Annotated in this window: 24 protein-coding genes and 1 riboswitch; of the genes, 6 read left to right on the forward strand and 18 right to left on the reverse strand. The window is 26.2% G+C overall.

What is annotated here, in order from left to right; translation table 11 throughout:
• Nucleotide 1: 1 nt before the first annotated feature.
• Nucleotides 2–93, reverse strand: a riboswitch (TPP riboswitch).
• A 30-nt stretch (nt 94–123) separates the two neighbouring features.
• Genes VLK81_RS06580 through VLK81_RS06595 form a run of 4 tightly spaced genes read right to left on the reverse strand, consistent with a single transcriptional unit; the run spans nt 124 to nt 8,929 of the window.
• Nucleotides 124–3,591, reverse strand: a complete 3,468-nt coding sequence (locus VLK81_RS06580; RefSeq protein ID WP_324619856.1) for a UvrD-helicase domain-containing protein — start codon at nt 3,589–3,591, stop codon at nt 124–126.
• A 2-nt stretch (nt 3,592–3,593) separates the two neighbouring features.
• Nucleotides 3,594–6,911: a PD-(D/E)XK nuclease family protein gene (locus VLK81_RS06585; protein WP_324619857.1), complete on the reverse strand. Its 3,318-nt coding sequence runs from the start codon at nt 6,909–6,911 to the stop codon at nt 3,594–3,596.
• 7 nt (nt 6,912–6,918) lie between these two features.
• Nucleotides 6,919–8,616 (reverse strand): phosphoenolpyruvate--protein phosphotransferase, encoded by a 1,698-nt coding sequence (ptsP, locus tag VLK81_RS06590; protein WP_324619858.1) that lies wholly within the window; start codon nt 8,614–8,616, stop codon nt 6,919–6,921.
• A 52-nt stretch (nt 8,617–8,668) separates the two neighbouring features.
• Nucleotides 8,669–8,929, reverse strand: coding sequence for an HPr family phosphocarrier protein (locus VLK81_RS06595; protein WP_324619859.1), 261 nt, complete (start codon nt 8,927–8,929; stop codon nt 8,669–8,671).
• Between the two features lie 139 nt (nt 8,930–9,068).
• Here VLK81_RS06595 and VLK81_RS06600 point away from each other — a divergent pair, with 139 nt between their 5' ends.
• Nucleotides 9,069–9,971 (forward strand): selenium metabolism-associated LysR family transcriptional regulator, encoded by a 903-nt coding sequence (locus VLK81_RS06600; protein ID WP_324619860.1) that lies wholly within the window; start codon nt 9,069–9,071, stop codon nt 9,969–9,971.
• 201 nt (nt 9,972–10,172) lie between these two features.
• Here VLK81_RS06600 and VLK81_RS06605 read toward each other — a convergent pair whose 3' ends face one another.
• The 4 genes from VLK81_RS06605 to VLK81_RS06620 all read right to left on the reverse strand — a co-directional run bounded on the left by VLK81_RS06605 (nt 10,173) and on the right by VLK81_RS06620 (nt 13,516).
• A complete protein-coding gene (locus tag VLK81_RS06605) occupies nt 10,173–11,183 on the reverse strand; it encodes a LacI family DNA-binding transcriptional regulator (protein ID WP_324619861.1) in 1,011 nt (336 codons plus the stop codon).
• Between the two features lie 179 nt (nt 11,184–11,362).
• Nucleotides 11,363–11,812: a hypothetical protein gene (locus tag VLK81_RS06610; protein WP_324619862.1), complete on the reverse strand. Its 450-nt coding sequence runs from the start codon at nt 11,810–11,812 to the stop codon at nt 11,363–11,365.
• An 8-nt stretch (nt 11,813–11,820) separates the two neighbouring features.
• On the reverse strand, nt 11,821–12,339 hold the full coding sequence (locus VLK81_RS06615) for a YtxH domain-containing protein (protein WP_324619863.1): 519 nt from the start codon (nt 12,337–12,339) through the stop codon (nt 11,821–11,823).
• Nucleotides 12,340–12,649: 310 nt separating this feature from the next.
• Entirely contained in the window at nt 12,650–13,516 is an 867-nt protein-coding gene (locus VLK81_RS06620) for an RluA family pseudouridine synthase (protein WP_324619864.1), read from the reverse strand.
• A 56-nt stretch (nt 13,517–13,572) separates the two neighbouring features.
• Here VLK81_RS06620 and VLK81_RS06625 point away from each other — a divergent pair, with 56 nt between their 5' ends.
• Entirely contained in the window at nt 13,573–14,370 is a 798-nt protein-coding gene (locus VLK81_RS06625) for an NAD(+)/NADH kinase (RefSeq protein WP_324619865.1), read from the forward strand.
• Between the two features lie 2 nt (nt 14,371–14,372).
• Here VLK81_RS06625 and VLK81_RS06630 read toward each other — a convergent pair whose 3' ends face one another.
• From VLK81_RS06630 to VLK81_RS06645, 4 genes are read right to left on the reverse strand one after another with little or no spacing between them, the layout of a single operon-like run.
• A complete protein-coding gene (locus tag VLK81_RS06630) occupies nt 14,373–15,770 on the reverse strand; it encodes a peptidoglycan D,D-transpeptidase FtsI family protein (RefSeq protein ID WP_324619866.1) in 1,398 nt (465 codons plus the stop codon).
• Nucleotides 15,757–16,128 carry an FtsW/RodA/SpoVE family cell cycle protein gene (locus tag VLK81_RS06635; RefSeq protein WP_324619867.1) on the reverse strand — a complete coding sequence of 124 codons (372 nt, stop codon included), beginning with the start codon at nt 16,126–16,128 and terminating at the stop codon, nt 15,757–15,759. Before VLK81_RS06635 ends, VLK81_RS06630 begins: the two co-directional genes overlap by 14 nt.
• Nucleotides 16,121–17,047 (reverse strand): FtsW/RodA/SpoVE family cell cycle protein, encoded by a 927-nt coding sequence (locus VLK81_RS06640; RefSeq protein ID WP_324619868.1) that lies wholly within the window; start codon nt 17,045–17,047, stop codon nt 16,121–16,123. The genes VLK81_RS06635 and VLK81_RS06640 overlap by 8 nt, the downstream gene beginning before the upstream one ends.
• The gene (locus VLK81_RS06645; protein ID WP_324619869.1) at nt 17,037–17,543 is read right to left on the reverse strand and encodes an FHA domain-containing protein; all 507 of its coding nucleotides are present in this window, start codon (nt 17,541–17,543) and stop codon (nt 17,037–17,039) included. The genes VLK81_RS06640 and VLK81_RS06645 overlap by 11 nt, the downstream gene beginning before the upstream one ends.
• A 134-nt stretch (nt 17,544–17,677) precedes the next feature.
• Between VLK81_RS06645 and VLK81_RS06650 the strand changes: the two genes are divergently transcribed.
• The 4 genes from VLK81_RS06650 (at nt 17,678) to VLK81_RS06665 (ending at nt 20,167) form a co-directional block, all read left to right on the forward strand.
• Nucleotides 17,678–17,992: a PspC domain-containing protein gene (locus VLK81_RS06650; protein ID WP_324619870.1), complete on the forward strand. Its 315-nt coding sequence runs from the start codon at nt 17,678–17,680 to the stop codon at nt 17,990–17,992.
• A gap of 31 nt (nt 17,993–18,023) precedes the next feature.
• Nucleotides 18,024–18,689: an L-serine ammonia-lyase, iron-sulfur-dependent subunit beta gene (gene sdaAB, locus VLK81_RS06655; RefSeq protein WP_324619871.1), complete on the forward strand. Its 666-nt coding sequence runs from the start codon at nt 18,024–18,026 to the stop codon at nt 18,687–18,689.
• 15 nt (nt 18,690–18,704) lie between these two features.
• Entirely contained in the window at nt 18,705–19,589 is an 885-nt protein-coding gene (gene sdaAA / locus VLK81_RS06660) for an L-serine ammonia-lyase, iron-sulfur-dependent, subunit alpha (RefSeq protein ID WP_324619872.1), read from the forward strand.
• Between the two features lie 86 nt (nt 19,590–19,675).
• Entirely contained in the window at nt 19,676–20,167 is a 492-nt protein-coding gene (locus tag VLK81_RS06665; RefSeq protein WP_324619873.1) for a hypothetical protein, read from the forward strand.
• A 332-nt stretch (nt 20,168–20,499) separates the two neighbouring features.
• On the opposite strand, the gene wrbA is transcribed toward VLK81_RS06665, so the two are convergent.
• The 6 genes from wrbA to VLK81_RS06695 all read right to left on the reverse strand — a co-directional run bounded on the left by wrbA (nt 20,500) and on the right by VLK81_RS06695 (nt 22,665).
• Nucleotides 20,500–21,099, reverse strand: a complete 600-nt coding sequence (gene wrbA, locus VLK81_RS06670; protein WP_324619874.1) for an NAD(P)H:quinone oxidoreductase — start codon at nt 21,097–21,099, stop codon at nt 20,500–20,502.
• 105 nt (nt 21,100–21,204) lie between these two features.
• Nucleotides 21,205–21,357, reverse strand: coding sequence for a hypothetical protein (locus VLK81_RS06675; protein ID WP_324619875.1), 153 nt, complete (start codon nt 21,355–21,357; stop codon nt 21,205–21,207).
• Between the two features lie 310 nt (nt 21,358–21,667).
• Nucleotides 21,668–21,793, reverse strand: coding sequence for a hypothetical protein (locus VLK81_RS06680; RefSeq protein WP_324619876.1), 126 nt, complete (start codon nt 21,791–21,793; stop codon nt 21,668–21,670).
• A gap of 36 nt (nt 21,794–21,829) precedes the next feature.
• Nucleotides 21,830–22,129: a hypothetical protein gene (locus VLK81_RS06685; protein WP_324619877.1), complete on the reverse strand. Its 300-nt coding sequence runs from the start codon at nt 22,127–22,129 to the stop codon at nt 21,830–21,832.
• Nucleotides 22,126–22,476 carry a phage head-tail connector protein gene (locus tag VLK81_RS06690; protein ID WP_324619878.1) on the reverse strand — a complete coding sequence of 117 codons (351 nt, stop codon included), beginning with the start codon at nt 22,474–22,476 and terminating at the stop codon, nt 22,126–22,128. The genes VLK81_RS06685 and VLK81_RS06690 overlap by 4 nt, the downstream gene beginning before the upstream one ends.
• A 9-nt stretch (nt 22,477–22,485) precedes the next feature.
• Nucleotides 22,486–22,665, reverse strand: a complete 180-nt coding sequence (locus VLK81_RS06695; protein WP_324619879.1) for a hypothetical protein — start codon at nt 22,663–22,665, stop codon at nt 22,486–22,488.
• Nucleotides 22,666–22,691 lie beyond the last annotated feature (26 nt).

The raw sequence follows: 22,691 nt of genomic DNA on the forward strand, positions 1-22,691 counted from the left end.
TAAGAAGATTAAACCACTTCCCTACGCCAGTATTATCTGGATCAGGTAAGAGGGTATATCTTCTCAGCCAAATTGGCACCCCTAGCAATAAAATAATAGCACTAATTTATCAGTAAATCAAATTTATATGTTGGTTTCCAAATCAAAATTAATCCAATAGATTATTTTTTCTTTAACTTTAATACCTTTTGCCAAGAAAAGAGCTTTTGAATATAGATCTAGTTGCAATTTATATTTACTTATATTTATTTTACTATCGCTTTTAAAATCATATATTACATACTCTCCACCCTCTATAAAATAACCATCAATTTGACCGTTTACATAATATTTATCATATTTCATAGTAAATTGTTTTTCTCTTTCTAAAGTATTTAAATTATCTGTAATTCTTTTAAATAAATTAGAATTATAAAAATTAATAATTTTATCAATGTCAATAACTTTTTTTTCAAATTCAAGTAATTTTTTATCAAGTACCATTTTGTTTAGTTGATCCTCAATATCTTCCTTTTTAGTCATCCTAAAATCTAAGTCACTTAAAATATAATGATAAATAGTACCAATTTCTGACGGATTTAGAGTTTTTGATTCATGAATTGATTTTGGCATTTTAATTAAATTGGATTTTGTTCTAAGAAAATTTTCTTCTACAAAATCTCTAGTACCATCTGTTTTATAAATATTTTTTTCTGATAATTGAGAAACAGTTTTTATATAAGGTAATTTAGATTTAGAATAGTCATATTTCGGCTCATATACTGAATCAAGCTCACTCAAAAAATCAGTATTTTTTACTCTATCAAATAAATTTTTATAATTGACCTCTGTATCATTTGCTAGGTAAGACCTATATGGATAAAAACTTAATAAAAATTTAAATGAACTTTTTTCAAATAGGTTTATTTCAACTTTTTCAGGTAATTTTTCATGATTTTGCATATCAGAATTAAAAATATTTTCTAAATCAAGAAAAATATCTAGATTATTGTTTCTTGAAATAGAATATAAAATCCAATCAAGCATACTATTAGTTATATCTTTGTAAAATAAAGGATCAAGTTTAGTTTTAGATTTTATAAAGTAGTTTAAATCGACTTTTCCAACCAAATATAATTTTTCTTCTGCTCTAGTCATGGCAACATATAAAAGTCTCATCTCTTCAGACTTATTATCACTATCCAATTTTTTTTCATCTATTAACTTTTCATAGGACTTATATTTTATACTTTTATCCAAGTCTATAATTTTAATAGAAAAATTATTTTCAGAAATTAAAAAATTATCTATTATATCTTGATTAGAGAATTTTCTTTCTAAATCACCGATAAATACAACTTTAGATTCAAGTCCTTTGCTTTTATGGATTGACATTATTCTAACTACATTTGAATTTTCTTTTATTAGAGAAGTTGGTTCTAGTGAAGAAGAGGATTCTTTAAGTAGCTTTTCCGAGTATTTTAAAAATCCCTCAAGATTTGAATCAGCAAAGCCCTCATACTCTTCAATTATTTCAAAAAGAGAATATAAATTCTCAACCTTTAAATCTCCTTGAAAACTAGACTCTATATATTGAATATAGTAAGAGTCTTCAGCTATAAAATTTGAGAAATCTATCAAACTCATTTCTTTTAGTTTTTCTCTGTAATAATTTATTTTATGAAAAAACAAATTAATTTTATCCTTGATTTCATCATTATTAGAATATTCTTTCATATATTCATACATATATCCAGATTCTGAATTTTTTATTTTTGAAAGATCATCCTCAGTAAAATTTCCTATTGGAGTTAATAAAACAGATATAAGCTCTAAATCATTATAGTAATTACTGATAATTTTTAATAAATTTAAGAATATTTTTACTTCTGGATCATTAAAAGTTATTTCAATATTATCGGTAAAAGATGGAATATCATATAAGTCTAGTGCCTTTTTATAATCTATTACCCTTCCCCTTATATTCCTCAAAAGAATTATTATGTCCTTATTATCATATCCGTCTTTTTTAAGTTCTTTTATTTTTCTTGCAATAGAAAGTGCATTTGGATTTATAATATCAGTCTCATTTGATTTAATATTTTCATTTAATATTATTTGGCAACTTAAATTATCTTGGATTTTCTTTTCTCTTCCATAAACTAATTGATTTTCTATTTTTGTATAGTCGATCCCGCCTAAATCTTCCGACATAATTTGATGAAATATTTGATTTATAAAATAAATAACACCTTCATCAGACCTAAAATTTTCTTTAAGATCTATTTTTTCATTGTCACTAGAATTTTTACTGTAAGACCTATATCTCTTAATAAAAAGTTTAGGTTCGGAGTTCCTAAACCTATAAATAGACTGTTTTACATCTCCTACAAAGAATTTTTCTGCCTTAGAAAATGAATTAATTATTTTTTCTTGCAGAGGGTTAATGTCTTGATACTCATCAAAAAATATATATTTTATTTCATTATTAATTTCATTTCTAGCTTCTTCAATTTTTAATATTTCAAGAGTTAAGTGTTCAAGATCGCTAAAATTTAAAAGATTCTTTTCTATTTTGAGTTTGTTTAATTCTTTATGGTATTCTTCTAATAGATATATTAAAACATCTGAGACTTCTTTAGTTTTTTCTACTTCTTCATAAAGTTTATCTTTAGTAAAATTAGAAAATGTTCTTTTCAAAATATCTATTTTCTCTTTATAGCTATCTCTTAAATCTTTTAATAAATCTTTAATCTCTTCCCCATATATTTTTTTTGCATTTTGAGAAGGAAATCTTTCAAATTTAAAATCATTAATTGAAAATATTTTATCTTCGAGGCTTAAATCTAATATTTCTTTAAAAAACTTATTTTCTTTATTAATTAATTCATCTATAGAATTATTTTCATCTTTATTAGTATTATTTTGAATATACTTTAATGCCATGTCAGATAATTCACTGGCTTTTTTCAATTCCTCTACTAAGTATGAGTCGATATTTTTATAAATTTGATAAAAATAATCACCCTGCACTTTATCTCTTAAAATTTTAAATCTATCTTCAAATATTGAAAATTTCCTATATAAATTATCAATAATTGATCCAATATCATCCTGTCTTTTATTTCCATAAGCTAAGAAAAAATTATTTATTTTATCTGAATCTTCCTTATAAGCTTTCTCAAAAACTTTTTCCATTGCATTTGATTTAATAACCTCTTCCATTGAAGGATTTGCTATAGAAAAATATGGATCAATGTCTAAAAACCTATTAAATCTTCTAATTATTTTTATACAGAAAGAATGAAGTGTAGATATGTTAGCAGAATTAATTTTATTGTATTCTGAAATGAGTTTATAGTTTGAATTCTTTGATAATGTTATCTCTTCTGATAATCTTTCTTTAATCTTTTTTTTCATATCATTTGCGGAAGCATTTGTAAAAGTTACAATAAGCATATTATCAAAAGAAGCATCTTCTTCTTTTATTAATCTAATAATCCTACTAACCAAAACAGCTGTTTTCCCTGATCCTGCACCAGCAGAAACTAATATATTTTTTTTGCTATCATATACTGCCCTATATTGAGAATCTGTTAATTTAAAACTCATATTTACCTCTCTTTATCCTTAGGCTCATATTTATTGAGTAATCTATATGGCTTAGATTTTAATAAATTATATTTACATATACCATCATATTCGCAGTAAGTACATGCTCTTTGATTAGAATTATCTAAATATGGATATATTGATATATTTCCAGAAAATAAATTCCCGGATAGACTTTCTATCCTCTTATAGACATCAGCTAGAAAATTATTTAAATCTAGCTCGTCTAAAACATTATCTTTCTCAAGGATATCTTTTTTTCTGCCTTTTAATCTTATTAACCTATTTGAACTATCTATATCCTTATCAATAAGTTTCAATATATCTAAATTTTTTATTACAACACCATCAAGTTGTAAGCTTTTTATTAGTTCCTTTTCAATTTCATCTTGATTAAAATTATCAGTATCTAATATCTCATCTCTTACTGGAAAATAAAAAAATCCAACAGGTTTATAGCCTTTGTTTTGTAATTGTAAAATATATACAGGAAGCTGAAGATCAATGCCATTAATAGACATTGAAAAATCAAAAGATTTATTACCAGTCTTATAATCAATTACATAAGTTAATTTATCATCAGCTAAGTTTAATAAATCAATCCTATCAATTATCCCTTCTAAATATATAAGTTTATTATTTATTTTTATTATAATGCCCTTAATATCCATATTGGGTCCAAATTTTTCTTCACATTTAAAAGGTTTAAAACTAGAATTAAGAAGCTGATTAATTACCATCTTAGCTCCTTTAAAAGAAGATCTTTTAGAAGCTTTTAGTAATAAAACATTTTTTTTGCTCTCAAATCTTTTTTTATCATAATAATCATTAATTTCTTCATTATAGAAAGTCTCAATTTCATTTTTCAATTTATCGTCATCAAATGACTTAATATCAATTTCATCATTTTTAATTTTTTCAATAAATGTAGACATAAATTTATGTGATAAAATACCAAATTCGTTATATTGCAAATAGAAGTCTTCTTCAATAACTGGCTTTAAATTGTATGTTATAAAATGCTTATAGGGACACTTAGAAAAGGTTTCTAATCTTGAAATGGAAATTTTATATTTATCATCTTTATAATAATCAATTGATTTTTTATAATTATTTACATTAAAGGCATCTTCCATTACTTTTGGTAAAATATTTCCTCTGTAGTCTAAGTATTTTAAATTTTGTAAATAGCTACTATCAATTTCTTTTTCCTCAAAGAAATATTCTCTAAATGCTTTAATAAGATTTTTTTCTCTTATTGTTAAACAATGATCTTCAGATAAAATTAAGTATGGATTTTCAATTATTTGATTTTTGAATATCTTTGTATAGATTATATTAAAATAAATTGATTCATACATCTTACTATTTTTTTTATCTGATAAAGAAGAAAAAATAAATATTTCGTCTTCAGTTTTATTTAGTCTAGAAAATAGGTTTATAGATTCTTCTTTTGAGATAAATGAGGATGAAGAACGTAGTGCAATATCTTTTTCCTGTAAAAATTGCTGCTCTTTTTCTGTGAAAAAATCATTATCATTAGTAATTTTAGGAATATATTTATCATTAAATCCTAAAAATATACTTATTTTACTTGTATTTATTCTAGATCTTGTAATATCAAAAATTGTAACAGTATCTTGATTTGGAGGAATAACAGCGATCCTACCATCTCTTAGCTGTTCACTAATTAGTTCAATATAATTTGAAAATAAAATTATCTTACCTTCGAGCAAATAATTAGTTTCATCGATAAGATTTACAAAATAATCCCAAACTTCATTATTTTGAAGATCCAATTCTATATTGTTTTCTTTTTCTTTAATAAAATTGTTAATACTTGCAATTGATTGTAAGCTTAAATTCTTAAATAAAATATCTGTAATTTCCTCAGGACTAATTTGCTCTTTTTTTAAGTCATATAAAAAAGCAAATCTTTCTCTTATACTATTAGCAATTTTTTTTGACGTTAATAATTCATAAATATATCTATCTTTTTTATCATCAGATAATTTTTCAATAAAACTATCATTTATTGAATAATATTTCTCATTAATTATCATTTTATCTTTTAAATTTTTCTTTTTGATATATTTTTCGAATATTTCAATATCTTCATAATTAAAACTTTTTTCAAACTTTAAAACAAAAATAAGATCAACTTGGTTAATTCCCTTTGAAAGAATATTTAAATAAGAAATAAGATATTTAGAAATATAATTATCTTTTAAACTTATCTTTGAATCTAGAAAAAAAGGAATATTTTCTTTTTTAAAATATCTCTTTATATACGATTTGTACTCATCATTTGTTATAAAAAGTGAAATATCACTAAAATTATATTTTTTATCATTAAATACAAATTTTTTAATCAAGGATATTGAAGCTAAAACCTCATCTTCCGTGGATGTGAATTTTGAAAGATGCAGATCTTTTTCTTCTTTTTGAAAGGATTTAGGATCGTAAGAGAAAAGATTATCTAGAAGTTCTTTAAATTTAATTATTTTTTTTTCATCAAAAATCCTATGAGTAAAATTTTTATCAGATATCTTATTTAATTTATTATACAAATTTAAGCTGGTTTCAAAAATTTCATAATCTTTAATATTTTCTTTTCTATCAGATTCTAAAATTTTAGGATCTAATTGTAGAAAAAAGTGAATATAGGCGCCTTGAAGATCAAGATTTCTTATAACATTTAGTTCCTCTTTAGAAAGAGAATAAAATTCACTAAAAATAAATATTTTTTCTTTATAATAATCACTACAAGATAATTTTTCGTTTAATAATTTAATTCTATCAACAGAATCTATATATTTATTTTTAAGTCTATTATCATACTCTTTATATATGATTTTTAAGTCGTGAACTTTATCCAAAAAAATTTGATTTTTATCTTTTGATAAAGTAAAATCTAGATCTTCTATTTTTACCTGATCTTCTTTTAAATTTTCAATACTTTTTATAATCTGTTTAATAATTCCTGATTGATTTTTTGAATTTTTTAAATATCTTAAATCTTTATTATAATCCTGAATTATATTTTTTATTGTAATTTTTTTACCGTATTCTGAAATAATATTATTTTTTATACCACCATAAGTTTGAAGAACTTCCCTAGAAAAACTTGAGAAACTTTTTACTTTAATATTTATCATTGATTCAAGATTCAGCTTTTTCATTAAATCAATTCCAGTAAATAAAGTAAATTGATCAGGAACAATTATATATATTTCTTGATCCTTCTTATAATTATCAATTATATTAATTTCCTCATTTATTAGACTTTGATTATATCTTGAAATATAAATATCTATCATTTATAAACTATAACTCCTTTAATTTATCTAAAAGTTCTTTATTTGTTGACTCATTAATTACAGAAATAGATTTCTCTTTAATAAGATTTATATCAGTTTCTTCAATGATTTTTTTTACTTCTAATATTTTAGAAGGTACAACAGAGAAATTATCTAAGCCTAAACCAAGAAGTAGTTTTGTAACTTTTAAATTTCCAGCTAAGGCACCGCACATTGAGATCTGTTTGTTAAATCTATGAGACTCATCAATTAAAATTTTTATACATCTCAATATACTTGGGTTTATATCTGAATAAAAATCAATAATTGTATCATTTCCACGATCAAGAGCAAGCGTGTATTGATTAAGATCATTTGTGCCAATTGATATAAAATCAACAATTTTTAATAAATCTTTTGCTAAAAAGACACTTGAGGGGGTTTCGCTCATTATACCAATCTCGATATTTGGAGAATAAGAGATCTTCTGTTTATCAAGTTCATTCATACACTCTTTTAAAATATTCTTAACTAAATAGACCTCTTCAACCTGACTTATAAGAGGTAGCATTATCTTTATATCTCCATAAATAGAAGCTCGTAATATAGCTCTTAATTGTATTTTGAAAATATCTTTTTCAAGTAGAGAAAATCTAATTGCTCTTAATCCCAAAAATGGATTATCCTCTTTCTTAAATTTATAGTATGAGAGCGGCTTATCTCCACCAATATCTAATGTTCTTATTGTTAGTGGCTTTTCTCCTAGCTTTTTAGCTGTCCTCCTATAAGTATTAAATTGAAACTCTTCAGAAGGAAAAGAAGACATATTCATATATAAAAATTCTGTCCTAAATAAACCAACACCATTTGCTCCGTTGTAAATTGCATTTTTTAAATCTAAATCATTTCCAATATTAGCTAAAACTCCTATCTTTTTACCATCAACAGTTTTAGGATTAACTTGAATTAGTTTTTTTAATTTTGTAATTTTTAGATTGTGCCTAGCAATTTTATTTTTATAATCTTCAAGTATTTCATCAGTTGGATCTATTATTATAGATCTTTCATTAGCATCTATAATAGCTAAGTGATTTTCATCAATTAATTCCCTAGCTTTTTCAAACCTAACTATTAGAGGAATATTTAAAGCATCTGCAATAAGTGCTGTGTGTGATTTAGCTCCACCTTTTTCTAAAATAATTCCCTTAATATATTTGGTGTCGATAGAGCTAAGAACAGATGGAGAAATATCGTCTGAGACTAAAATTACTTCTTCATTAATATTTGAAAAATCTAAAAAATTCTCACCTTGTATTATATGAATCAATCTAGTTTTTATATCTTCATAATCAAGAGCTCTTAAAGAGATGTATTCATCATCAATTGAATTCATCGTAATTATAGCTTCATCTAAAGCCATTTTAATAGAATATTCTGCAGAATAATTATCTGTTACATATTTAATAGCATTTTTAATAATTACAGGATCATCTATCATTTGGAGATGAGCGTCTAATATTTCATTTTGCTCTTTATTATTCTTTTTAATTGATTTTAGATAAGATTTATAAGTATCGATTGATTTTTTAAGTAATTTAATTTCATTTAATATATTAGAATCCTCTATATGCTTTTTTTCTATTTTGATATCTCTATTTTCATATATAAAAGTTTTACCAATACCTATCCCCTCACAGCTGAGAACACCTCTTACAACTGTTTTCATAAAATCTCCTTATAAAAAAGAAATAGGATAAAATCCTATTTCTAATAATTAATTATTCTCCTAAATTTTCAATAAACTTAACTAAATCTTTTAAATTTTCCTCTTCATTTTCACCAGTGACTCTCACTAAAACTTCTGTCCCCTTTGAAACTCCAAGACTCATAACATTGAAAATACTTTTAGCATTGGCTACTTTCCCGTCTTTGATAAGTTCGACTGATCCAGGAAAATTCTTTACAAATTGAACTAATAATGCAGCTGGTCTAGCGTGTAAACCGGTTTCATTGTTAACAACTACTTTTTCTTCTACCATCTAAATGACCTCCTAGTCTTTATAAATCTAACTTAAATACATTTTAACATGATTTTAAAATTAAATCAATCGTTTACAATGACTATTAATTTGTATTTTATTTAATAGAGTTATATAATCTTTGTTAAGAGGTGATATTTTGGATTTCAGACAAATAGAAACATTTTTATATGTTTCTAAAACAAAGAATTTTACTAAAGCAGCGGAGGAGTTATATATTACTCAGCCAACCGTCTCTAATCATATAGCAACATTAGAAAAAGAACTTGATACCGCTCTTTTTATTAGAAGCAGAAAAAATGTTAGTTTAACAAAATCAGGTGAAATTTTTCTAAAATACGCTTTAGACTTATTTTCAATATATAAAAATATGACTAGTGATATTAAAAATTTTAATCAAAATTTCAATGGCTTAATTAATATTTATGCTTCATCAATTCCTAGAAAATATTTTTTACCGAGAATTCTATCGGAGTTTTCTTACAATTTTTCAGATGTAAAATACTCCCTCTTAGAAGATAATTCATCATCCGTTATAGAAAGTATAATTACGGGTCAAACAGATTTTGGTTTTGTAGGAAAAAAAATTGAGGATAACAGATTAGTTTATAAAAAAATTATGGAAGATGAGCTAGTAGTAGTTGATAGTAAAATTAAACCTAATATTAATATTTGTTCTGATATAATAAATCTCGATACACTTCTTAGTAATAAACTTTTATTAAGACCTGAGGGCTCTGGAACTCGGGATTTGTTTGAAAGTAGACTTAAGAATAAGAATATAGAACTAGATTTAGAAAAAGTTCTTATGGTTATTGAAGATCCTGCCTCTATTATAGAAATGGTAATAGAAGGAATCGGTACAACAGTTATTTCAATATGGGAGACAAAAAAAATTGAATCTCTTGGTTTAGTCAATATTTATAGAATTCCAGAACTTAATCTTAAAAGAGATTTTTATTTTGTATATAATAATGATTTTGATTATATTCCTTTAAATAATCTTTTTAAAAAATTTGTATTATCAAAAATTAATGTTTAAAAAAAATTCAATTATAATAACTTAACTTATAAATATTATTAATAGTATTATATAAAATAAACAGGAGCATAATTTTAAATTTATGCTCCTTTAATAATAAAAATGTTTAAGTTTTATTGTAACCAAAAAAAATTTTATTTTTATAAGTCTATATATAATAGCTAAAATAATTTCAACAATAATTCTTGAAAAAATCTCAAACTATTTATTTAAAAACCCTACCGACTCCTCCATTTTGCAATGTACAAGATGAGGGGTAACTGTATCTTTTGATAAACTTTTATTCTTTAAAATCTTTATAAGTTTACTCATAGCCCCAGCTCCAATATCATAATAATATATTTGGAAAGTTGCTAAAGTAGGTTTATATATTTCTGCAAATTTACTTCCACCAAATCCAGCTACAGAAATATCATCTGGAACCCTAATTTTTTGATCATAAAAATAATTTATTATACCGAATGCTAAATCATCTTCTGCTGCAAAAATACAACTAATTTTATCTTCCTTAACTCTTTTTAATAGCTTTGGTCCCAAATTATATCCATCTTCTATATGAACATCATCTGCATTTATATGAAAAATATTTAGACCATATTCTCTTATAGCGGATTTGTAACCTTCATATTTTAGTTTTTCTATTTTATAATCCTTGTCATCTTTAACAAATAAAATATTTTTGTGACCTCTTTTAATTATTTCTATGGTCATTTGATAGGCGGATTTTTCATAATCAATGAGATTACTAGAAAAGTCTCCATCATAAAATTTATCTATAAAAATATAAGGAATAGTATTTTCTTTTAGTTTGTAAATAACATCATTACTAATGTTTTCTCCAACTATTATAATACCTTCAGCTTGTTTACGAAACATAAAATCAACTATTTCCAATTCACTTTCAGTATTACCATAAGAAGAAGATAGAAATATATCATATTTTTTTTGTCTTCCAACTTCCTCTAATCCCCTTATTATTTCAGCCATATATGGTATTGCAATATCTTTAACTATAACTCCTATTATATTAGATCTTTTCATTACAAGACTTCTTGCTAGTTCATTTCTTTTAAAATCAAGTTTTTTGATCGCGTCTTCTACTTTTTTTCTAGAATCTTCGCTAACAGGTTTTGAATCATTCATTACCCTCGAAACAGTTGAGATTGAAACCCCAGCTAGTTTTGCAACATCTTTTATTGTTGGTTGTGACATTTAATCCTCCTATACATTTTTAATATATATAATTATATTTATAATATTAAAAACTTATTGTATAAAACGTTTACACTAGTATTAAAAAAAAATAAATTCAACTATAATTATTATACATCATATTTAAATATAATTACAAGTATAATAACTATAAAAAAAGGGGCTTATGCCCCTTAAGTTTATCTTTTAAATACTGATTTAATAACAGATATTACTTCGAAAATTAAAGCCAAATAATCTGATACTGAATTAATTCCTGTCTTTATATTGTCAGTGGTATCAACAACCTGATCAGAAATATATGAAACAGTCCCTGTAACATTTTTAGTTGTTTTTTCTGCACTGTCTACAATAGTAACAACTTTATCGGAAATGGTAGAAATATTAGGTCCTACATTTTCTAATAATGTATCTGTTTTCTTAGTTATACCACTAAGATTTTCTGTAACTGAAGAAATGTTTTCTGCAGTACTATTAAGTTTATCTTTGTTACTTTCAAGTGCTACATTTAGTTTCCTAACTGTCTCAGCTATACGCATCAATAATAGCCCTAATTGAATTAAAGCAAAAATACCAGCTATAACTAAGATAATTATAAATAGGTCACCAATATTAATCTCTGGTCCCATATTCCCTCCTATTTGTTCTTATGAGCTTCTTCTTTAACTTCCTTTGCTTTTTCTTCAACTTTTTCAGCCGCTTTTTCTGTTTTATCTAAAGCTTTATCTTTTACTTCTTCAGATTTTTTTTCTGCTTTATCTTTAACATCTTCAGCTTTTTCTTTAACTTTTTCTTCTATATCTTCAGCTTTTTCTTTAATATCAGTAATATCTATCATCTTTCTTTCAGCTAAAGATTCATATTTATCCTTTACAGTGTTTTTTAAATCAATAGATTTTGATTGGATTGTATCAACTGTATCTTCCGCAAATTTTCTTACTGTAACTCCTGCATCATTTATAGCATCTCCAGCTTTATTTAGTCCTAATTCAGCTGCATCTGCAATATCTTTTCTAGTATCTTTTCCAGATTTTGGAGCCAATAAAATACCAGCAGTAAGTCCCACTAGGGTTCCAACTATGGCACCAGCAGTATATTTTCTAGCAATTTCTCTTTCTCTTTCTTTTCTACCTAAATTAATTAATTCTCTAAACATATAATCACCTCTAATTTATTATAATAAACTCTTTAATATATATACCCATAAAATATTATATTAATCAATAAATATAAAAAAATATTCCCACATGACCTAACCCTACTGAATTAACGACCTTCTGTATGTGAAGGTGGGTTCGTTGCCTTTACTCTCTGAAGTCCACTCACAGGAGGCATTTCATCGAATATTGGACAATCACGATCCCTTATAATTAGCGTAGGTTTAATATTTCAGGTTAGGTTCTATATGAGAACAATATTATTATACATCAATTATAATATATTTGCAAGAGGGAAAACATTATATCTTAAAAATCATTCATAATAGGAATTTCTAATTTTACAATTCTCTTTTTTCGAAAGCTTCTAAAAGAAACCTTGTAATTAATTAGGTTAAATGTATTAATTTTACTTTTAGATCCATATAGTTTATCACCCAATAAAGGATATCCTAAATGGGAAAATGTTGCCCTAATTTGATGAGTCCTTCCAGTTTCAAGCTTTACTTCTACAATTGAATAATTTTCATAAGTTTCTAAAATTTTAAATTTAGTAATTGTTTTTTTATATCCGACTTTAAATTCTTCAGATATAATTTGCTTTTTCAATATATCATCATACTTGCTATATAAAGTCATGCAATTTTCTTCTTTGGCAAATATTTTATTTGAATTATTTATATTTCCCTCAATTATTGCTATATAATATTTTTCATAACAAGAATCTTCACTATCAAAATAATTTTGTATAATAGGGTTTTTAGCTACGAGAACTATTCCTCTAGTATCCATATCAAGTCTATTAATGAATCTTACCTTTCTTTTTAATCCTCTCTCTTTAAAAATATATGATATATAGTTGTCTAGATTTATGTCTATATTATATGAATGCATGCAAATACCTCTTGGTTTTATAACACATAATATGTCTTCATCTTCATAAAGAATTTCTAAATTACCATTTATTCCTCTAATATTATTTTCTTCATCATCGATTAATATTATTATTTTATCACCATTTTTTAGCTTTCTATTTTTCTTTAAAGTTTTTTCATCTAATAAAATATGCTTTTTAGCCATCAATTTATCAGTTAAATTTTTAGAAATATAATTATCCTTTAAAAAATTATATAAAGTAATTGAATCTTTAACATTTATAAGTTCTAATTTTTCCAACTTGTTTCACCTCTAAAATATAATATGTTATAATCAGCCTATAAGGAGTGATAATAATGAGTTTAGTTAATATATACGCAAATGATGATAATAGATCTCTTGAGATTAAGAATAAAGTAATAAATGAACTTCAAAAAAATAATTTTGAAATATCAGAGCATTTTTCTGATAAAGCAGTTTTAAATATATGCATAGGTGGAGATGGAACTTTTTTAAAAGCTGTTCACGAATCAAATTTGTCTCAAATACCTTTTGTTGGTGTAAATACTGGTCATCTTGGTTTCTATCAAGAAATTCTAGAGGAAAATATTGCTAGTTTTATAGAATCTTTTAAAAACGATAACTATATGGTTACAAATCTTTCACTCTTAACTTGTCAAATAGAAAATAATGAAGTTATGAATACTTATTATGCATTGAATGAATTTGTTTTAAAAACTAGAAATCACTCTATTATACACTTAGATGTAATGATAAACGGTTATAAACTAGAAAAATTTGCAGGTGATGGTGTTATTATTTCAACTCCATCAGGATCAACTGCATATAATTTTTCTGTTGGTGGTTCTATTCTTTTCCAAGAACTTGATGGGTATCAGCTTTCACCTATTGCCCCAATAAATTCTAGAGCATATAGATCTCTACCATCTTCAATAGTTCTTCCAAAAGATACTAAACTTAATATAGAACCATATTTTAGAAATATGAATCAAATTGATTTAATTATAGATGGTAATGTTCTAAATACTGGGAGCGTATCATCATATAAATTTACTTTTGGGGATAAAAAAATAAAGAAACTTGTCTTTAACTCCAATTGGTACTGGTATAATATTAAAGACAAGTTTCTATAAAATTATTTTATTACCTCATAACCTAAATCTAGCATCTTAGCACCAATTGGTGCTGCAGTAGTTCCTCCTAAAGATCCATCTTCTTCTAATATTACAGCTACAGCTAAGTAAGGGTCTTCTAATGGTGCAAAGCCCAAATACCAAGCATGAGTGAGTCCTGATCCTGTTTCTGCAGTTCCAGTTTTACCTCCAGAACTTACATTATAGGTTGTAGCTGTATCATAATTATTTACTACCTCCGCTAAATCATCTCTCAATTCTTTTGAAACTTCCTCACTGGTAGAATTTATTAGCACATTATCTTTAAATTCATTTACAAAATCTTTTTCTTTTCGATCTATTTTGTTAATCATCGTAGGAATTACCATTTTACCATTATTAGCAATAGCACCTATACTTAGTGCCATATTAAGCGGAGTAACTAGAGTTGTCCCTTGACCAAAAGCCGCTGCTGCTAAATCTAAGTTATTCATTCCCTCGACAAATGGATTTGTTGATGATTCTACTGGATAATCAAATGGTATTCCTTTTCCAAACATAAATCTAGAAAAAGTATCCTCCAAAATTTTTGGACCAAGCTGTAATGATTTATCAACAAAATATGTGTTTGAGCTATGAACTAATGCCCACATTAGATTAATTTGTCCATGTCCTTGATTCATATAGTTGTTTATTGTATAACCATCCACATTAATAGAGCCAGTATCATCATAAAGTAAATTAATACTATCTTTATTTTCTAAAATAGATGTGGCAGTTATAACTTTAATTATTGAACCAGGAGTATATAGTCCATTAACAGCTCTATTGAGCAGTGGTGATTGTTCATTTGTAATTAAGTTTTCCCAATCTTTAGATAGATTATTTGGATCAAAATCAGGTTTAGAAACCATAGCATAAATCTCTCCTGTTTTTGGATTTAGTAGAACTATGGATCCCTTATGACCTTGAAGAAGTTCATTAGCTTCTTTTTGAAGCTGCACATCTAAACTAGTGTAAATATCATTTCCTTTTTTTTCTTCAATTACTAAATCTTTAATATTGTCAATAGGCGTTTTTTTTGAAATATTAATTAGTTCATCGTTATATTCTCTTTCTAGTCCAGTTTTCCCATATTCTTTTGAAGAGTATCCAATTGCGTGAGAAAATAAACTTCCATAAGGATAGTATCTAAGTTTTTTCCCATCTTTTACTACATTATCTGCTATTATTTCACCATTTCTAGAATAAATCTTACCTCTAATATATTTGTCTTCATCAACCCAATTCCTTTGATTATATTCATTATCAACTATTTTTTTTGCCTCAACCAATTGAAAATAAGAAATATAAGCAATTAATGAAATTAATAAAATTGTTAAAAAAACCAGAACAAGTTTAATTTTTTTAATTCTTTCCATTTATTGCCTCGCTTTTACTATCTATGCTTGTATATTGTAAAACTCCAATTGAAATAAAGGAAGCTGTAATAGAAGATCCACCATAAGTTACAAATGGAGCAGTAATTCCCGTTAGTGGTATAAGTTTTGTTACCCCTCCAATAATAATAAATGTTTGAATGGCAAAGCTAACCCCTAAACAAAATGCTAAAATTGATTTAAATTTATCTTCTTGACTTAAAGAAATCTTAATTGCTCTATAAACTAAAAGAAGATATAGCATAATAAGTCCAACTCCAGCAAAGATCCCCATTTCTTCACATATTGCTGAGAAAATGAAATCCGTATAAGATCTTGGTATTAGATCAGGTCTACCCATACCGATTCCAGATCCAAAAAAGCCACCAGAACCTATAGCGAAAAAGAGATTGTGTAATTTGATATCCTGTATTATTTATGTCTTCCCATGGATTTAGCCAGATAGAAACTCTAATTTTTATATGATCAAATAAAATATAGGCTACTACCGCCCCAACTAGAGCTAAAATAAAGTTTGCAATTAACATCTTATAATCTTTGTCATATACAAATTGGGACAAAAATAATAGAGCAAAGAATATTATAGCTGTACCAAGTTCTGCTTGTAGAAATAAAAATCCTAAAAATATATAAACACTAGCCATTAGAAAATATTTTCCTATTTTTTTATTTTTAAACTCTATTTTAGAAATCTTATCATAATTACTATAGAAACTAGCTATTAAAAAGGCTAATAAAATCTTACTAAATTCAGTTGGTTGAATAGATATTGGACCAATAACAATCCAGTTTTGTGCCCCTCCATGAACACTACCAAATATTATCGTGATTAAAAAGAGGATAAAAGTTAGAGCAAAATAAAATTTTATCCTATTTTCCCAGCCAGATAGTTTTGTTAATATAATATAGGTTATAAAATAAGCAAAAGTTCCAACAATCATCCAAATAACTTGTTTAATAGCTAATGATGGTTCCAATCTATATATCATAATTGAACCAATAGAAAATAGCATATAGGAAATATATATCAAATAGACGTCCCCTTTTAAAACTCTAGGAACCAGAAAAAGAGTTAGAAAAGTTGCTATAGTTAAACCAAATAAAAATATCAATCTTGAAGTATAACTTATTTCTGGATATAGAAATATAACAATAAGTAGACCTAAAATTTGAAAAGTTAAAATAAGTTTTCTAAATGTAGCTAAATCTTTAATAGGATAAGCATTTAAAGGTTTAAAAGCTAAATTGTTATTTTTCATTATTACCACCATCTACAAATAAAAACTCTACTTGTCCTATATTTATTATATCTTTATCTTTTAACTCAATTGCATCAAAAATTTCTTTTCCATTAAGAAATGTACCATTTGCAGACTGTAGATCTTCAAGAAAAAATATTCCTTCATCTTTAATTATTTGAGCATGGGTTTTAGATATAAATCTATCTTTTAATACAATATCATTGGAATCATCTCTACCAATTCTAACAGATTTTGATAAATAATAGTTTTCTTTAACTTTAAATGGAAGCTGTTCTTTCCTATTTATAAGTTTAAGATAAGTATCTGACTCTACTTGTTTAATTTCATTAAAAGAAATGTCCAAATACATAAGTTTAATTATATTGTATATAAAATAAAAAATTATAAATACGAAAATATATTTAAATATAGTAGATAAAAGTTGATATAACTCAAATCCGCCAAAAACTTTCATCGTAAAAATATCTTCTAATGTCTTAAAAAATTTTTCCATTTACATTTCCTGCCTATATATTAGTTCAAGTCTAATCATATCATAAAAATAGATTATTTAAAATATCCAATAGAATTCTAATCTTATATATATTATAATATAAATATAATAATATAGAAAATTGAGGTGAGTTTATGAAAGAAGTTAATTATAATTACCCAAAAAAGAAACTTGCAAAATCTAGTGTTGATAAGAAAATATGCGGCGTTTGCGGTGGCATTGCTGAATATACAGGTATTGATTCATCAATTATTAGAATAATTACCCTACTGCTTATTTTTAGTGGTGTAGGATTTTTTTCATATTTTATAATTGCACTTATTCTACCAAGTGATTATGAGGTTTATAATGAATATCAAAATAGAAGCGAATCTTTTACTTCAAATGAAAACGCTCAAGAAAACATAAATGATAACAGTACAAATAACGATGATGATTGGATAGATTAAATAATTTTATAATTTATAAGGAGGCAATTTTTTGAAAAAGTATGATATTTTTGAAATTATGGGTCCAACAATGATTGGCCCATCTAGTTCACATACAGCTGGTGCAGCCAGAATTGGAATGATGGCTAGAAATATTTATGGAAAAGAATTCAATAATGTTACTTTTTACCTACATGGATCTTTTCAAACAACCTACCAAGGTCATGGAAGTGATAGAGCTTTAGTTGGCGGCGTTATGGGAATGATGCCTGATGATGAAAGATTAGTAGATTCTTTAAATATCGCTAAAGAAATAGGCCTTGATGTTAAATTCAAAATGATTGATTTAGGTTTTGTTCACCCAAATACCATTAAAGTAGTTTTTAATGATGATGATGTACTTAATAGATTCTATATAACAGCTTCTTCCATTGGCGGTGGAAAAATTGAAGTTCTTGATGTAAATGGAATTCAAATTAAATTTACTGGTGAATATCCAACAATAGTTGCTGAATATATGGATAGGTTTGGTATGATTGCTGATATATCTCAAATTTTAACTAGAAATAACATCTCGATAGCTAGTTTAAAAGTTTCAAGAAATGAAGATATTGCTCAGATGGTTATGGAGCTTGATCAACCTTTTAATGATGATGTAATAACATCAATAAGCTCTTTCAGTGAAATTATCAGACTTGTTGGCATAAAGCCTATGTAGAGAAAGGATTAAATTATGTATAGAAATGCAGAAGATTTACTTAGAGTTTGTAATGATAATAATATTACTATATCTGAAGCAACTCTTAGACATGAAATAGAAGAATCTGGAAAGCCAAAAAAGTATTTTATTGATAGATTTAAGGAAATTTATGAAGTTATGAAGTCTTCATCCTCTAAAGGACTTAGTGAATCTATTCATACTATGAGTGGTATAACCGGAGGAAATGCCAAAAGAATAGAGGACTATAGAAAAGAAGGCAAATCTCTTTGTGATGACTTTTTAATGGAGGCTATGGCAAGAGCTTTCTCTACCCTAGAAATTAATGGAGCTATGGGTAAAATAGTAGCTGCTCCTACAGCTGGAGCTTCAGGAATAATTCCAGCAGCGTTTACAAGCGTTCAAAACAAATTAAATCTAGATGATGATACTATGATTAAGGGTCTACTTACGGCTTCTCAAATAGGTGGAATAATAGCTATGAATGCTACAATATCTGGTGCTGAAGGTGGTTGTCAAGCAGAAACCGGTGCTGCTAGTGCAATGGCAGCTGCTGCACTTGTGGAAATAATGGGTGGAAGTGTGGAGCAGTCTTTACATGCTGCATCTTTTGCTATTATGAATGTTCTGGGTTTAGTTTGTGATCCAATAGCAGGACTTGTTGAATTTCCATGTGCTTTAAGAAATGCATCTGGAGTTACTAATTCTATAATTTCTTGTGATTTAGCTATGGCTGGTGTTAAATCAATTATTCCTTTTGATGAGGTTGTAATGTCAATGTTCGAAGTTGGAAATTCATTACCAGCCTCTTTAAGAGAAACTGCTCTTGGAGGACTAGCCAACACTCCAACAGGAAGAACATTTTGTGCTTCTTGTAATGGAGCATGCACAGGAATCTAAAATTATTTGAATTTTAATTAATTTATAGTATAATTAAATAGTAGGAAGATTTTTCTTCAATAAAAATAAATTTAGGAGGTAATTTTATGCACCCAATGTTACAAAAAAATGTAGATTCTAATTTCATTACAGAAGAACAAGCAAACTACATTGAAAAAGCAATCGAAAATAAAGAAAGTATTATTATTTCAGGACACAGATCAGCTGGAGTTAGAGTATTTATGGCTACTATTATGGCTATAGTAAAATCTAAATATAATACAAAACAAGTTAAAAATGAAGAATCAATCGAAGGTGGAGTTGATTATTATTTAATTCCTGGTATTGATGGAGACTTTGAAGCTATTGTACAAAAAGCTTTTAACGATGCAAACATTGTTACTTTAAAAGAACCTGAACATCCATATTCAATTCTTAAGATTATGAAAAAAGCTGCTAAAGAAGGCGGAGATACTAATAGAGTTGTAACACTTCTTGAATGTAGAAAAATTGATGGCGTTCCATTCCTAATCAATTTAAATAGACATATGTATGATAATGGAAAAGTTGTTAAAGAAGAAACTCCAAGAGAGTTTTAATTAATCTTTTTAAATTCATAATACCCTCTATACTAAATTTAGTATAGAGGGTATTTATTTTATTGAAAATTAGGTTAAATTGTTTTTGAAATTTAAACTTAAAATAAGAATTATATTTACTAGATTTCTTTTATATTTTAAATAATATTTTTTATAATATAATTTTATTTTGAGTATCTTATTTTATATAAATATAGATGAAATAATTATAACTGGATTAAATCTTTTACAGAAAAAAAGCTGTCAAGAAATTATTTTCTTTCTTGGCAGCTCTTTTAAGCAAATATATTTTTTATTTAAATATTTGTCTATTAATATAAAATGAATTATTTTTAATTTAATAATTTTTCTGTAATTTGAATTACTCTTTTTGCTTGATCTCTAACAGCATCTTCTAAATCGTTAGCAAAGCCATCATTTGTCGCAGTTCCACTAGTTCCATAAGGATTGCCGCCTGCTTTATAAATAGCATCACTAGTAAATCCTGGTGAAACTATTATTGCTCCCCAATGCATAGCAGTAGTATATATTGTCCTTATTGTTTCTTCTTGACCACCATTATTATTTTGTGCAGAAGTCATGGCTGAAACTACTTTATTAGCTAACTTTCCTTCTGCCCAAACTCCTCCCTGCAAATCTATATAATGCTTCATCTGGCTAGAAATATTACCAAATCTAGTAGGAGATGAGAATATTATGGCATCAGCCCATACTAAATCATCTGAATCAGCTTCTTTTATGTCTTTAGAATCCTCAAGATATTTTTCCCATGCTGGATTTTCTTTGGCCTCACTTATATCCCTAAGTTCTCTAACTTTTCTCAATCTTACTTCAGCACCTGATTTTTCTCCTGCTTCTTTTGCCCAATTAGCCATTTGAAAATTATGACCAGTCATTGAATAATAAACAATTAATAATTTTACTTTTTTCAATAATTTCCTCCTATATAATAATTTTCATGATAGTTAAATTAAATTTTTTAAATATTCCCATGATATATATCTTATACCCAAAATATTATTAACTATTTAAAATTATTATTTATTTTTATTTTTCTTTTTTATTTTTAAATTTTCCTCTTCAATATTTCTTTCTCTTTCTTCTCTTATTCTTCTATTATGTTTAATCTTTAAATAAATAACAGCTACAAAAATTAAAATTGCTAAAAGTAATCTTATAAAATCGTCCATATTCTCTCCTTTATTTTTGTGTCTTATTTATATTATACTAAAAATAATTATAAAAAAAAGACCTAAGAAAAGTCTTAAATCTATTGACAGATCAGTAAAAGAAAATATGTTACATTTTTACAAAGTTCTAATTTATAACATTATTCATGGCTTTTTTTCTTAGTTGGTAAAAAGTTGGCACGGGTTTTTTTACTAACAATAATATAACTTGTTTCATTTTTCTACAGCATTTTTGTTCCAGAATAAAGACCACAAGCCGATAAACCATAGCCGATACCTACTAGAATTTTATCTGAAGAAAATCCATTTTTTAGAAAAAAACCACTCCAATTAAGATACTTGCAAGTGGTATAAACTTCTTATCTATATCAAATTTTTTCACTACTTCTAAAATCCGAACAATAAGTGGAACGATTAAGGTATCAAAATTACTCATTATCTTCCCCTTTAATCTCATCAGTAAATTCTGCCACTATTTCTCACTTCCATATATCACATATTCGTCTCTGTGTGTAGATATAGACTTTACACGATAATCTTTTCCCCTATACCTAACATAGTCAAAGTCATCTTCAATAATCCCCTTAATCCTAAAAACCAAATTATCATTTCCTACAGTACCAAATATTAGCTTTTCATTCTCAAGGCCAACTCCATTTACATTTGCCATAAACTTACCAACTTCCACCAGTTTATCTACAGAATTACCAGTTTCATAATCAAATTGATTACTTTCAGTCTTCAGCAAAGTTATATTTTTGTCATATCTCATAGAAATCTAATCATCCTATCTTTTTCAAGCTCTTCAGCATTTTCCTTATCCAAAAACCTTTGAATATCGTCTAGGTATTCATCAAAATCATTTTTGTTATAAATAGCAGACCTACCTTCAACGGATTCCGATTGCATTCCCTCTGAGCCAATTCGATTAAATCTCTTAACCGATACTTCAACAACAATATAGTTTAGTTTTTTAGGCACTTCTTCATAACTACTTGGTAAATATCCCATCATTCTGTCATTGGTTATTTCAACAATCTTAGCAATTAGATCCCTTTGATTATCCGATTCATTTTTATCCGGGAAAACCAAAGCCAGTACATCATCAAGAATTGGCATATCTCACCCCTATTTCTTAGGTGTTTCTTCAACCTTTTTAACTTCTTCAATTACAGGAATAACCGCAACTCCTGCAGAAACAAGCTCTTTAGCCCTATCTTCATCTTCATAATCTAAAAGGGAGCCTGCATATACAAGCTTCCCTTTTCTTTCTTTGTCTTTAAAACCTATAATAACTTTTATAATCATTATACTGTTGGCACCTCAGCTTCAAT

It is taken from the genome of Citroniella saccharovorans (assembly GCF_035481615.1).
GTDB lineage: Bacteria > Bacillota > Clostridia > Tissierellales > Peptoniphilaceae > Citroniella > Citroniella saccharovorans.

Bases quoted from the DNA above. Each gene is read 5' to 3' on its own strand.
- VLK81_RS06675 (WP_324619875.1), bottom strand. From the start codon at position 21,357: ATGGACGATTTTATAAGATTACTTTTAGCAATTTTAATTTTTGTAGCT.
- VLK81_RS06580 (WP_324619856.1), bottom strand. From the start codon at position 3,591: ATGAGTTTTAAATTAACAGATTCTCAATATAGGGCAGTATATGATAGC.
- VLK81_RS06650 (WP_324619870.1), top strand. From the start codon at position 17,678: ATGAAAGAAGTTAATTATAATTACCCAAAAAAGAAACTTGCAAAATCT.
- VLK81_RS06695 (WP_324619879.1), bottom strand. From the start codon at position 22,665: ATGATTATAAAAGTTATTATAGGTTTTAAAGACAAAGAAAGAAAAGGG.
- VLK81_RS06645 (WP_324619869.1), bottom strand. From the start codon at position 17,543: ATGGAAAAATTTTTTAAGACATTAGAAGATATTTTTACGATGAAAGTT.
- VLK81_RS06665 (WP_324619873.1), top strand. From the start codon at position 19,676: ATGCACCCAATGTTACAAAAAAATGTAGATTCTAATTTCATTACAGAA.
- VLK81_RS06595 (WP_324619859.1), bottom strand. From the start codon at position 8,929: ATGGTAGAAGAAAAAGTAGTTGTTAACAATGAAACCGGTTTACACGCT.
- VLK81_RS06615 (WP_324619863.1), bottom strand. From the start codon at position 12,339: ATGTTTAGAGAATTAATTAATTTAGGTAGAAAAGAAAGAGAAAGAGAA.
- VLK81_RS06605 (WP_324619861.1), bottom strand. From the start codon at position 11,183: ATGTCACAACCAACAATAAAAGATGTTGCAAAACTAGCTGGGGTTTCA.
- VLK81_RS06625 (WP_324619865.1), top strand. From the start codon at position 13,573: ATGAGTTTAGTTAATATATACGCAAATGATGATAATAGATCTCTTGAG.
- ptsP (WP_324619858.1), bottom strand. From the start codon at position 8,616: ATGAAAACAGTTGTAAGAGGTGTTCTCAGCTGTGAGGGGATAGGTATT.
- VLK81_RS06690 (WP_324619878.1), bottom strand. From the start codon at position 22,476: ATGCCAATTCTTGATGATGTACTGGCTTTGGTTTTCCCGGATAAAAAT.
- VLK81_RS06585 (WP_324619857.1), bottom strand. From the start codon at position 6,911: ATGATAGATATTTATATTTCAAGATATAATCAAAGTCTAATAAATGAG.
- VLK81_RS06680 (WP_324619876.1), bottom strand. From the start codon at position 21,793: ATGAGTAATTTTGATACCTTAATCGTTCCACTTATTGTTCGGATTTTA.
- VLK81_RS06685 (WP_324619877.1), bottom strand. From the start codon at position 22,129: ATGAGATATGACAAAAATATAACTTTGCTGAAGACTGAAAGTAATCAA.
- VLK81_RS06630 (WP_324619866.1), bottom strand. From the start codon at position 15,770: ATGGAAAGAATTAAAAAAATTAAACTTGTTCTGGTTTTTTTAACAATT.
- VLK81_RS06640 (WP_324619868.1), bottom strand. From the start codon at position 17,047: ATGAAAAATAACAATTTAGCTTTTAAACCTTTAAATGCTTATCCTATT.
- VLK81_RS06610 (WP_324619862.1), bottom strand. From the start codon at position 11,812: ATGGGACCAGAGATTAATATTGGTGACCTATTTATAATTATCTTAGTT.
- sdaAA (WP_324619872.1), top strand. From the start codon at position 18,705: ATGTATAGAAATGCAGAAGATTTACTTAGAGTTTGTAATGATAATAAT.
- VLK81_RS06635 (WP_324619867.1), bottom strand. From the start codon at position 16,128: ATGGGTAGACCTGATCTAATACCAAGATCTTATACGGATTTCATTTTC.